Consider the following 11,230-nt stretch of genomic DNA (forward strand, 5'->3'; position numbering starts at 1 on the left):
TGCCGGCATCATGGCGGCGCAGCCGAACGAGCCGCCGATGCAGACGCTGCGCAAATGGATTGCGGCGCTGGAGCAGGCGATCGCGCGCGACGATCGCGCCACCATCAGGACCATCCTGAAGGATGCGGTTCCCGAATTCGGGTCGACCGCGGCCTGATCGTGCCGGTCGACGGATTGTTGCGCAACGCTGTTCTGTCGGAGCAATGATGAGCGAGATAAAGCCGGTCGCGCTGGTGACGGGAGCGAGTGGCTTCATCGGCCGTCATGTCGTGCGCGCATTGACGCGTGAGGGCTGGTCGGTCCGGTGCGCGGTGCGCAGCCCGGAAGGGGCCGGCGACGAGGTCGTGATCGCATCGATCGGCCCCGAAACCGACTGGCGGGCCGCGCTTGAAGGCGTCGACGCCGTCATCCATCTCGCCGCGCGCGTGCATTACAAGAACGACGAGCGCGCGGTCGAGCTCTACCGCAAGGTCAATGTCGAGGGCACACTGCGCTTGGCGCGCTGCGCAGCGACGGCCGGCGTACGCCATTTCATCTTCATCAGCACTGTTCTGGTGCACGGCCGCAGCAACGAGGGCCGTGCCCCGTTCAGCGAGCGCGATGTCCCGACGCCGCGTGGCCTCTACGGCGCGTCCAAGGCCGAGGCCGAGGCGGGCTTGAGGACGCTGGCGCGGGACAGCGACATGAAAATCTCGGTGATCAGGCCGCCGCTGATCTACGGCGCACACGCCAAGGGCAATTTCCCGCTGCTGGCGCGCGCGGTCAGGCTGGGGCTGCCGCTGCCCTTTGCGGCGATCCGCAATCGCCGCAACTTTCTATGCGTGCAAAACCTGTCGTCGTTCATCCTGCACCGGCTCGGCCATCCCGACCCCACGAGCAATTTCGAGATCTTCCTGCTGGCCGACAGGGAAAGGGTCTCGACGCCCGAATTCATCGCGTGCCTCGCGAGAGCCTCCGGCAAGCGCCCGCGGCTGTTCGGCATACCGCCAAACCTGCTCAGCGCGGCCCTGCGCGTGACCGGGCGTCAGGATATGCATGACGGCCTGATCGGCTCGCTCGAGCTCGACATCTCGAAGGCGATCGCAACCGGCTGGCAGCCGCAGCTCACCCTCGAGGAGGGCTTGCGTCTGGCGGTGTCGGATCAGGAGCCCTGAGACCGCGAGAAGCGGTGCAGCACGCATCCGACCGCGAGCGCGCCGGCCACAAGTGCGCTCGTGGTGACCGCCGGCGCGGCGGCACGGATGGTGAGGATGGCGAGCCCGGCGAGCACGAGGTTGAGCAGGAAGACCTCGCCGATCACCCGCGGGACCGTGAAACCGTTGTCAGTGGCGCGCTGGTAGAAATGCGTACGGTGCGCCGACCAGAACGGCTCGCGCCGCGCGATCCGTCGAAACAGCGTGATGGTGGAATCGGCGAGATAATAGGCCGGCAGCAGCAGTGCCGCGGCCGTCTGCCCGCGAAAGGCGAGCTCGAGCAGGCACCAGCCAAGCAAAAGGCCGATCGGCAGGCTGCCGACATCGCCCAGGAAGACTCTTGCCACCGGACGGTTGAACGGCGCAAAGCCGAGCATGCCGCCGCACAGCGTCGCCGCGACCAGCGCGGCCGGCCATGGCAGCTCGCCCAGCCATCCCAGCAGCAGCAGCGCCGCGGTGACCGGCACCACTTCCGCGGCCGTCATCAGATCGAGCCCGTCCATGAAGTTGACGAGGTTCACGAACCAGACCCCTGCGAGCAGGATGAGGCCGCGCTCCAGCGCAAGCGGCAGCGCCGGAACGATGCGCGCAGTCTCGGGCGCGGTGAACACCACGGCGCCGACGGCCGCGGCCTGCAGCACCAGCCGCACCAGCACCGGCAGCGATACGATGTCGTCGGCAAATCCGACCAGCGCGATCAAGACCGTCGCACCGAGCAGTGCGGGCGGGATCGCGACGTTCGCGACACTCGCAAAGAGCGAGGCGACGATGAGCGTCGCCGCGATCACGGCGATGCCCGCACCCTGCGGGGTCGGAATGCGATGCGAGGAGCGCGCGTTCGGCCGTGCCAGCGCGTAGCGCTGGAGCAGGGGACGGCTGCTCCAGGTGATGAGCGCCGACACCAGCGCGGCGATTGCGACGGCAAGCAGCGACGGCACGGCGGCGAGGGCGTCTGCGGCCGAGCTCACTCGGGCACTCCGATCGGGACCGACCCTTGCGCGGCCTTCTCCGCGCTGAGGATCCAGACCAACCCGCCGATCGCGCCGACGATGAAGAACACGGCGCCAAACAGCAGCGAGACGTTGACACCTTCGTTTGCGGCGAGTCCGGCGAAGCCGAACGCGAGGCTCATGGTGGCTTCACGCACGCCCCAGCCCGCGATCGAGATCGGCATCATGGTGATCAGCATCACCGGCGGGACCAGCAGGAATATCTGGCCGAAGCTGATTGGCGCGGCGATCGCCTGCACGACGCACCAGGCGACGACGACGGCGAGCACGTGAACGAGGACCGACAGGACCGCGATGATCGGTCCGCGGCTGCGGCTGAAGATCACGCGATTGGCGATCACGGCACAGGCGTGGATGTGATGCGTCGCCCACCAGGTCTTCAGCCAGCGCCATTTCAACGCGCCGAAGATCAGGAAGCCGAGGCCGCCCGCCAGTGCCGCGAAATCGATGAGCAGCAGCGCCGAGCGCCCGTGCGGATCGGTGATGAGGGTATAACTCCAGGGCAGGCTCGCGACGATGAGCACCGCGAGCGCGATCAAGCCGATCGCGCGATCGACGAAGATCGAGTAGGTCGCCGCGCGCCAGCCGGCGCCGGCGCGCGCAACCAGCCACAGCCGGACCGCATCGCCGCCGATCGCCGACGGCAGGGTCTGGTTGAAGAAGGCACCGATCACGTTGTAACGCATGGCACGGCCGAGCTCGAGCGGCGCGCCGCACGCGGCGCTGATCTCGCGCCAGCGCAGCACGCCGACGAAGATTTGCAGGAACGCGACCGCGATCGCCACGCCGATCCAGAACAGGCTGGACACCGTGAAGCGCGAGAACAGTTCGGACAGGTCCACCTTGCGCAGCGCCAGATAGAGCAGCGCCGCGGAAATCAGGATCTTGGCCGCAGAAAACAGGATTCGGCGCATCTCGCCCGCATGAACAGGTTTGCGAAGATTGGAGGCAACCCGACGCGAGGCGCCGAATTCGGCCGCTTTGGTATGGTTTTGGCGCCGATCTTGCAATAGCCGATGTAAGACGCTGTGCAGCGGCGTTTGAAGGCCTGCATGAGGAGCGGCAGGCCTATTGCGACCTCCACGAAGTGGCGGCTAAACAGGCTCTGTGGGCAAGGGATCCCTGGGGAACAGAATGACGGATCAGGCGATTTTGGTCACGGGCGCTGCCGGCTTCATCGGCTTTCACGTTGCCCGCCAGCTCTTGGCCGAAGGCCGGTCCGTCGTCGGGCTCGACAACCTCAACAGCTATTACGATCCGGCGCTGAAGCGAGCGCGCCTTGCACTGCTCAAGAAGGAGCCCGGTTTCTCCTTCGTCGAGGCCGACCTCGCCGATCGTGACACGATCGCGGCGCTGTTTGCGCGACATCAATTTGCCAAGGTGGTGCATCTCGCGGCCCAGGCCGGCGTGCGCTACTCGATCGAGCAGCCGCATGCCTACGCCGATTCCAATCTGCAGGGCTTTCTCAACGTGCTCGAAGGCTGCCGCAACAATGGCTGTCGTCACCTCGTCTACGCATCGTCATCCTCCGTTTATGGCGCCAACACAAAAATGCCATTCGCCGTGCAGGACCGCACTGACCACCCCGTGAGCTTCTACGCCGCGACCAAGAAGGCCAACGAAGTGATGGCGCAGTCCTACAGCCATCTCTACCGGCTGCCGGTCACCGGCCTGCGCTTCTTTACCATCTACGGGCCGTGGGGACGGCCCGACATGGCCATGTTTCTCTTTGTAGATGCCATTATGGCGGGCAGGCCGATCCGGCTTTTTAACCATGGCAGGATGCGCCGCGACTTCACCTATATTGATGATGTGACGCGTGTAGTATCCAGGCTGATCGATCTCGTGCCTGCGGACGATCCGGCTGCCGCAAATGCGCCGTCAAAGCTCTACAATGTCGGCAATCACCATCCGGAGGAACTGATGCACGTCGTCGGTCTTCTGGAGCGGGAGCTGGGCCGGACGGCGATCAAAGAATTGCTGCCGATGCAGCCGGGAGATGTGCTGGAAACGTTCGCGGATGTCGAGGATCTGATGCGCGACAGCGGCTTTGCGCCGTCAACGCCGATCGAGCATGGGGTCCGTAACTTTGTCACCTGGTATCGGGACTATTTCAAGGTTTGAGATGACGATGGACAAACGCATAATCCCCCTGATCATGTGCGGCGGTGCCGGCACGCGGCTGTGGCCGGCTTCGCGCGAGGTGCGGCCCAAGCAATTCCTGCCGCTGTTCGGCGCCCGCTCGACCTTCCAGGACACGCTGCTGCGGGTCTCGGATCCTTCGCTGTTCGACCGGCCGATCGTCATGACCAATGCGGCCTATCGCTTCATGGTGCTGGAGCAGCTCACCGAGATCGGGATCGAGGCCGACGTGATCCTCGAGCCGATGCGGCGCGATTCCGGGCCTGCGATCGCTGCGGGTGCGGTGTTCGCGCAGAAACGCGCTAACGAGGCAATCGTGCTCGCTCTCGCCGCCGACCACGTGGTGCGGGACAATGCCGCCTTCGTCGCCGCCTGCCGCGAAGGCCTTGCGGCAGCGAATGCCGGGCGCATCGTCACGTTCGGCGTCAAGCCGGAGCGGCCGGCGACCGAATACGGCTATATCAACCCGGGCGAGGTGATATCGGGCGAGGTGCATGCGGTCGCGCGCTTCGTCGAGAAGCCGGATGCGGTGAAGGCATCGGACTACGTCAATTCCGGCTATCTCTGGAACAGCGGCAACTTCATGTTCCCGGCCGGCGTGCTGCTCGACGAATATCGCATGGTCGATGCGGCGAGCATCGAGGCGGTTACGAGCGCCGTCACCAATGCCGGCCGCGATCTCGGCTTCGTGACGCTGGAGCCCGAGGCCTTCGGCGCGGCGAAGGCGATCTCTATCGACTATGCGGTGATGGAAAAGACCTCGCGTGCAGCAGTCGTGCCGGTGTCCTGCGGCTGGTCCGATGTCGGCTCCTGGCTCGCGGTGTGGGAATTGTCGGAGAAGGACGCGCAAGGCAACGCCGCGCACGGCACCGCGGTGTTCGAAGATTCCCGCAACTGCAACGTCACGACGGATTCCGCGCTGGTCGCGCTCGAAGGCGTCGACGATCTCGTGGTGGTCGCGACTGCGGACGCGGTGCTGGTCTCGCGCCAGAAGGACGCCAACGGCTTGAAGCGTCTGGTGGCCAAGCTGAAGGCGGTCGCGCCGAAGGTCACCGAGGAGCATCTCAAGGTGCACCGGCCCTGGGGCAGCTACCAGTCGGTCGACAACGGCGCGCGCCACCAGGTCAAGCGCATCGTGGTGAAGCCGGGCGGCCGCCTGTCGCTGCAGAAGCATCACCATCGTGCCGAGCACTGGATCGTGGTGCGGGGCACGGCACAGGTGACGGTCAACGATACCGTGAAAGCGGTGCACGAGAACGAGTCGATCTACATTCCGATGGGCGCCGTTCACCGGATGGAGAACCCCGGTAAAATCATGCTGGAACTGATCGAGGTCCAGACTGGAAGCTATCTCGGGGAAGACGACATCATCCGGATTGAAGACGACTATCAAAGGTCGTAACCAGCAAGCTCCGAATCACGCGGCCAGGTCGAAAGAGCGGCATCTGCTCCGGCTCAAGACCCGGGGAACGTGTAATTGTTTGAATCAAATCGTGTCCGGCTGGCTAGCGCGGCGTTCGCCACAAATGTGGCGCCCGTGCTAGAAGCGGCGCCGGGGATTTGGGTTGAATCGGGGTTCTATCAGATGAGTTCCAAAGGGTCTGCACCGGCAAAGGCCGGCCTGCGTGTCGGCGTCATTGGCGCAGGCGTGATGGGCAGCAACCACGCGCGCGTGCTTAGCGGCCTCCCCGGCGTCAGCCTGGTCGGCATCGTCGATCCTTCACCAGTGCACCGGACGCGCACCACCGAGCTTGCGAGCTGCCCGGGCTTCGAGACGCTCGACCAGCTCCTCGCCGAAGGCGCCGATGCCGTCACCATCGCGGCGCCGACCCATCTGCATCACGAGATCGCGCTCGCCTGCATCGCCAAGAACATCCACGTGCTTGTCGAGAAGCCGATCGCATCGACGGTCGAAGAGGGCCGTGAGATCGTCGCCGCCGCGCAAAAGGCCGGCGTCACGCTGATGATCGGTCATGTCGAGCGCTTCAATCCGGCGGTTGCCGCGGTCAAGCAGGCGATCGCGGGTGAGGACATCCTGTCGATCGCGATTACCCGCGTCGGCCCGTTCCCGCCGCGCATGTCCAATGTCGGCGTCGTCATCGACCTTGCCGTGCACGATATCGATTTGATTCGCTGGTTCACCGAGTCCGACATCGTTGAGGTGCAGCCGCAGCTGTCGAGCGCGGTCGCTGAGCGCGAGGACATTGCGCTGTTGCAATTCCGCACCGAGAGCGGCGTGCTCGCCCACATCAACACCAACTGGCTGACGCCGTTCAAGGCGCGCAGCGTCACGGTTGCGACGCGCGGCAAATACGTGATGGGCGATCTGTTGACGCGCCAGGTCACCGAATGCTTCGGCTTCAAGCCTGACGGCAGCTATTCGATGCGGCATCTGCCGGTCGGCCATGACGAGCCGCTCCGCGCCGAGTTGATCGCGTTCTTGAAGGCAGTGGCTAACGGCGAGACGCCGGCGGTGACCGGCGACGAAGGCGTCGCCAGCCTCGAGATCGCGACGCGGTGCCTGGAGACGCCATCGCGGCCCGCGGCCACGGCGCCTGCCCGCAAGGCCCCGCGCCGCGTCGCCGGCTAATTCTTTATCCATGTCGACCTCTCAACTTCGCGAGAAACCAGCAAAGCGCCATGAACCAGCATCTGCGTTCCGATCCCATTCCCTTCATCGATGTCGGCGCGCAGCGCCGCCGGCTCGGCGCCTCGCTCGATGCCGCCGTGAAGCGGGTTCTCGACCATTGCCAGTTCGTCAACGGCCCTGAGGTCTTCGAGCTCGAGAAGCAGCTTGCGGCTTATTGCGGCGCCAAGCACGTGATCGGCTGCGCCAGCGGGACCGACGCGATCCTGATGGTGATGATGGCGAAGAATGTCGGGCCCGGCGATGCCGTGCTGTGTCCGTCCTTCACCTTCATCGCGACAGCGTCGCCGGTGGCGCGGACCGGCGCGACGCCGGTTTATGTCGACGTGGACGAGGCGACCTTCAACATGAGCCCGGAATCGCTGAAGCGCGGCATCGTGACCGCCCGCAAGGCGGGGCTGAAGCCCGTCGCGGTCATTCCGGTCGATCTGTTCGGCCAGCCTGCCGATCACGATTCCATCGCCGAAATCGCCAGGGCCGAAGGGCTGTTCGTGCTTGACGACGCCGCGCAAGCGTTCGGCGCGAGCTACAAAGGCCGCAAGCTCGGCACGCTCGCGCTCGCCACCGCGACCAGCTTCTTTCCGGCCAAACCGCTCGGCTGTTTCGGCGACGGCGGCGCGATCTTCACCGATGACGACGAGCTTGCCGCGACGCTGCGCAGCATCCGCGTGCACGGGCAGGGCGTCGACAAATACGACAACGTCCGCCTCGGCCTGACCGGCCGGCTCGACACCATGCAAGCCGCGATCCTGATCGAGAAGCTGAAGATTTTCGACGACGAGATCGCCGCCCGCAACAGGGTCGCGGAACGTTACGCGCGTGGCCTGTCCAATGTCGTCACCGTGCCGCGCCTGGCGCCGGGCAGCACATCGGTCTGGGCGCAGTACACCGTCCGCCTGCCTGAAGGCACCGACCGCGACGGTTTTGCCGCCGCGCTGAAGGCCCAGGGCGTGCCGACCGCGATCTATTACGGCAAGTCGATGCATCAGCAGACCGCCTACAGGCACTATCCGGTTGCAGAAGGCGGCCTGCCCGGCTGCGAGAGCCTGTCGCAGGACGTCATCAGCCTGCCGATGCACGCTTATTTGACTGAAGCGGACCAGGAGCGGGTCATCGCCGCCGTGCGCGGTGCGCTGGCGGGCTGAGCTTTTCACCTCTCCCGCTTGCGGGAGAGGTCGCGCCGAAGGCGCGGGTGAGGGTTCTCTCCTCTGGGGGAGTCTTCGTCGTCGATCCACCCTCTCCCCAACCCTCCCCCGCAAGCGGGGGAGGGAGCACACCTTCGCTGCGGTTTGCACCTAGACCTGATCTCGCCATGCTCTAAAACAGTCCGCATGCTCGGACGCATCTTCACGGTTGGCGGTTACACGCTGCTCTCGCGGGTGACGGGATTTGCCCGCGACATCATGCTCGCGGCGATTCTGGGCGCCGGCCCCGTGGCCGACGCCTTCTTCGTGGCGCTGCGGCTGCCCAATCATTTCCGCGCGATCTTCGCCGAGGGCGCCTTCAATGCGGCCTGGGTGCCGGCTTATGCCCATGTTCACGGCGAATGCGGGGAGGGGGCAGCGCGACTGTTTGCCGACCGCATTTTCACGCTGCTGCTGGCTTCGCAAATCGTGCTGCTGATCGTCGCCTGGCTGTTCATGCCGCAAGCCATGAGCATACTTGCACCGGGCTTTTCCGACGATGCCGAGCAGCGCAAGCTCGCGATCGAGCTGACCCGGGTCACGTTTCCCTATCTCCTGCTGATCACGCTGGTGACGCTCTATGGCGGCATGCTCAACGTGATGCAGCGCTTTGCCAGCGCCGCAGCGGCGTCGATCTTTCTCAACATCTCGATGATGATGACGTTGGCGGTCGCCGCCTGGTTTCCGACCGCAGGGCACGCGGCGGCGTGGGGCGTGCTGATCTCTGGCTTCCTGCAATATGTCCTGCTCGCCGGCGATCTGGCTCGCCACGGCGGCCTGCCGCGCTTCGCACCGCTCAGGCTCGATGAGGACGTCCGTGGCTTCTTCAAAGCGCTGGGACCAGCGACTCTGGGCTCGATGGGCACACAAGTCGCGCTGTTCGCCGATACCATTATCGCGACGTTCCTGCCCGCAGGCGCGCTGTCGGCGCTCTATTACGCCGACCGCCTCAACCAGCTGCCGATCGGTGTGATCGGCATCGCCATCGGCACGGTGCTGTTGCCAGAGATGTCGCGGCGGATCACGGCCAACGACCACGACGGTGCGATGAAGGCGCAACGCCGTGCGTTCGACTTCACGCTGCTGTTCTCAGTGCCGTTCGTCGCAGCCTTCATCACTGTGCCTGACGCGATCATGCGCGCGCTGTTCGCCCGCGGGGCGTTCTCGAAGGCCGATGCGGCCACCGCAGGTGCAACGCTCGCCGCCTACGCGATCGGCCTGATCCCCTTCGTGCTGATCCGCAGCGCGGTCGCGACCTTCTATGCGCGCAAGGATACGGCAACGCCGGTCCGGGCCTCCCTGACCGGGATTGCGGTCAATGTCGCCCTGAAGGTTGCCCTGATGGGATCGCTCGCCCAGATTGGTCTTGCGCTCGCAACAGCCGTCGGTGTCTGGACCAATTTGCTGCTGGTGCTGTTCTTCGCCGTGCGGCGAGGCTTTCTCGTGCTGGACCGCGCCTGGCTATTGTCGGTCATCAAATTCCTGCTAATCGGGATCATCCTTGCCGCCGCCTTCTGGCTGATTGCGCGCTTCAGCGGCTCTTGGCTGGGCGCGATGCACTTCCGGGACGAGGCGATGCTGCTCCTGCTCGCGGTCGGCGGCACCATCGTCTACGCGCTCGCGATCCTGGTCCTGTTCGGCCGCAGCTGGCTGGTCTCGCTGGTGCGCGGTTAGGGCCCTGTTCTCAACTGAGGATTGAACCAGCTATAGTGGCTCCGACCAGTTGTTCGTAGGTGGAAACAAATTGGTAGCTCTGCATGCGACTACATCTGAGCCTTACCGCGGTGGTCGTACGAGACTATAACGAGGCGATTGCATTCTTTGTCGACAAGCTCGGATTTGAGCTTCGGGAAGACACGCGTCTCGACGAAGAGAAGCGCTGGGTCGTCGTCGCGCCGCCTGGCAGCACCGAGAGCGGCATTCTGCTGGCAAAGGCCGCGAACCCGGCCCAGGCACAGGCCATCGGCAACCAGAGCGGCGGCCGCGTCTTGCTGTTCCTGGCGACCGACGATTTTGATCGCGATTACGCAGCATTTCGAGTGCGAGGCGTGAAGTTTCTCGAAGAGCCGCGCCGTGAGCCTTATGGAATGGTCGCGGTGTTTGAGGACCTTTACGGCAATCGTTGGGACCTTATCGAGCGGACATAGGGCGTCGGTGATGCCGCAGGCCCGGCGCTGCCTGGGGCGATTCTGCCGTCATGGGCGACCGGTGCTTTTCGCGGCCTGCGGCCGACGTGCATGGCTAGAGCTGTGCTCGCCCTCAGGCTGCAATCAACTTCCGCACATCTCTTGATTTTGCACGATTGTCGTGCTATTGGGACCTCATGATCAAATCGTCGCGCAAAGTCACCTTCAACCACATGACCCGCTTCGGCCGGGCCGTGGAAGGAGTCGTGCGCTAGGAATCGACCACGACGTATTTCCACCAGGCCCCGCCGGCATCGGACGGGGCCTTTTTGTTTGGCCACGCTCCCTGCCGGCTCAACAGCAGGAGCATCCGATGCCACCCCAACTGACGAACATTCCATGCGGGACTGAGCGCGATGGCGCGGCGCTCCGCCTCGACTTGCCTATCGTGTTAGCGAAGGAGGCAATGGACGAGGCTTTGGCGGCAGCGCACTTCAACGCGTCCATTGCAGCGCCGGACGACGCTTTGTCGGGTCAGTATGCTGCTGGACCGACGACCGCATCGACGCGAATCGTCCCGGGCTTGCTCAAGCGATATTGGCGTGCGTTTCAGGAGCGTCGCTGGCGCCAGGGCTCGCGAGTCAAATTGCAGAACCTGAGTGATAGGGAGCTGATGGATATCGGCTTGACGCGTGGCGAGATCGACTACATCACATCTCAACGAGCTATCGATAGGCTGAGAGATAGCACGACGCATCTATGGAGCCGTGGTGTGATGTGACTGACCGGCGTCAGAAGCAGACATGCGATTTGCGAGCAAGCGGCGGTCAGCACGGCTGCTTGTTCATAGGAGTGCGCCGCGGGGTTGGTTCGGCAACTATCATGCCAATAACCGGACCGATCTTCGCAGGAAAATGACCGGGCTGCG

At 64.7% G+C, this 11,230-nt stretch carries 10 protein-coding genes; 8 read left to right on the forward strand and 2 right to left on the reverse strand.

Going from position 1 to position 11,230, the window contains the following annotated elements; all coding sequences use genetic code 11:
• The first annotated feature begins 206 nt into the window (after window positions 1-206).
• Entirely contained in the window at window positions 207-1,154 is a 948-nt protein-coding gene (locus IVB01_RS15460) for an NAD-dependent epimerase/dehydratase family protein (RefSeq protein WP_247422388.1), read from the forward strand.
• Here the strand turns inward: IVB01_RS15460 and IVB01_RS15465 are convergent.
• A complete protein-coding gene (locus IVB01_RS15465; protein ID WP_247422003.1) occupies window positions 1,142-2,161 on the reverse strand; it encodes a glycosyltransferase family 4 protein in 1,020 nt (339 codons plus the stop codon). The two genes, IVB01_RS15460 and IVB01_RS15465, sit on opposite strands and share 13 nt — an antisense overlap.
• Complete coding sequence (locus IVB01_RS15470; RefSeq protein WP_247301761.1) at window positions 2,158-3,117, reverse strand: lysylphosphatidylglycerol synthase transmembrane domain-containing protein; 960 nt, start codon at window positions 3,115-3,117, stop codon at window positions 2,158-2,160. The genes IVB01_RS15465 and IVB01_RS15470 overlap by 4 nt, the downstream gene beginning before the upstream one ends.
• A 220-nt stretch (window positions 3,118-3,337) precedes the next feature.
• On the opposite strand from IVB01_RS15470, the gene IVB01_RS15475 reads away from it, so the two are divergent.
• The 7 genes from IVB01_RS15475 (at window position 3,338) to IVB01_RS15505 (ending at window position 11,083) form a co-directional block, all read left to right on the forward strand.
• Window positions 3,338-4,327, forward strand: a complete 990-nt coding sequence (locus IVB01_RS15475; protein ID WP_247422002.1) for an NAD-dependent epimerase — start codon at window positions 3,338-3,340, stop codon at window positions 4,325-4,327.
• Window positions 4,328-4,334: 7 nt separating this feature from the next.
• Window positions 4,335-5,747 (forward strand): mannose-1-phosphate guanylyltransferase/mannose-6-phosphate isomerase, encoded by a 1,413-nt coding sequence (locus IVB01_RS15480; RefSeq protein ID WP_247422001.1) that lies wholly within the window; start codon window positions 4,335-4,337, stop codon window positions 5,745-5,747.
• Between the two features lie 183 nt (window positions 5,748-5,930).
• On the forward strand, window positions 5,931-6,935 hold the full coding sequence (locus tag IVB01_RS15485) for a Gfo/Idh/MocA family oxidoreductase (RefSeq protein ID WP_247422000.1): 1,005 nt from the start codon (window positions 5,931-5,933) through the stop codon (window positions 6,933-6,935).
• A gap of 50 nt (window positions 6,936-6,985) precedes the next feature.
• Window positions 6,986-8,137 carry a DegT/DnrJ/EryC1/StrS family aminotransferase gene (locus IVB01_RS15490; protein WP_247421999.1) on the forward strand — a complete coding sequence of 384 codons (1,152 nt, stop codon included), beginning with the start codon at window positions 6,986-6,988 and terminating at the stop codon, window positions 8,135-8,137.
• 186 nt (window positions 8,138-8,323) lie between these two features.
• Window positions 8,324-9,850, forward strand: a complete 1,527-nt coding sequence (gene murJ, locus IVB01_RS15495) for a murein biosynthesis integral membrane protein MurJ (RefSeq protein ID WP_247421997.1) — start codon at window positions 8,324-8,326, stop codon at window positions 9,848-9,850.
• 83 nt (window positions 9,851-9,933) lie between these two features.
• On the forward strand, window positions 9,934-10,323 hold the full coding sequence (locus IVB01_RS15500; protein ID WP_247421995.1) for a VOC family protein: 390 nt from the start codon (window positions 9,934-9,936) through the stop codon (window positions 10,321-10,323).
• Between the two features lie 352 nt (window positions 10,324-10,675).
• Complete coding sequence (locus IVB01_RS15505) at window positions 10,676-11,083, forward strand: DUF1127 domain-containing protein (protein ID WP_247300206.1); 408 nt, start codon at window positions 10,676-10,678, stop codon at window positions 11,081-11,083.
• The last annotated feature ends 147 nt before the right edge of the window (window positions 11,084-11,230 follow it).

Origin of the sequence: Bradyrhizobium sp. 164, from assembly GCF_023073715.1 — a bacterium.
Classification (GTDB): domain Bacteria; phylum Pseudomonadota; class Alphaproteobacteria; order Rhizobiales; family Xanthobacteraceae; genus Bradyrhizobium.

Excerpts from the sequence above, each read along its gene's own strand:
- IVB01_RS15460 (WP_247422388.1), top strand. The coding sequence starts at position 207 with ATGAGCGAGATAAAGCCGGTCGCGCTGGTGACGGGAGCGAGTGGCTTC.
- IVB01_RS15470 (WP_247301761.1), bottom strand. The coding sequence starts at position 3,117 with ATGCGCCGAATCCTGTTTTCTGCGGCCAAGATCCTGATTTCCGCGGCG.
- IVB01_RS15475 (WP_247422002.1), top strand. The coding sequence starts at position 3,338 with ATGACGGATCAGGCGATTTTGGTCACGGGCGCTGCCGGCTTCATCGGC.
- IVB01_RS15480 (WP_247422001.1), top strand. The coding sequence starts at position 4,335 with ATGGACAAACGCATAATCCCCCTGATCATGTGCGGCGGTGCCGGCACG.
- IVB01_RS15485 (WP_247422000.1), top strand. The coding sequence starts at position 5,931 with ATGAGTTCCAAAGGGTCTGCACCGGCAAAGGCCGGCCTGCGTGTCGGC.
- IVB01_RS15490 (WP_247421999.1), top strand. The coding sequence starts at position 6,986 with ATGAACCAGCATCTGCGTTCCGATCCCATTCCCTTCATCGATGTCGGC.
- murJ (WP_247421997.1), top strand. The coding sequence starts at position 8,324 with ATGCTCGGACGCATCTTCACGGTTGGCGGTTACACGCTGCTCTCGCGG.
- IVB01_RS15500 (WP_247421995.1), top strand. The coding sequence starts at position 9,934 with ATGCGACTACATCTGAGCCTTACCGCGGTGGTCGTACGAGACTATAAC.
- IVB01_RS15505 (WP_247300206.1), top strand. The coding sequence starts at position 10,676 with ATGCCACCCCAACTGACGAACATTCCATGCGGGACTGAGCGCGATGGC.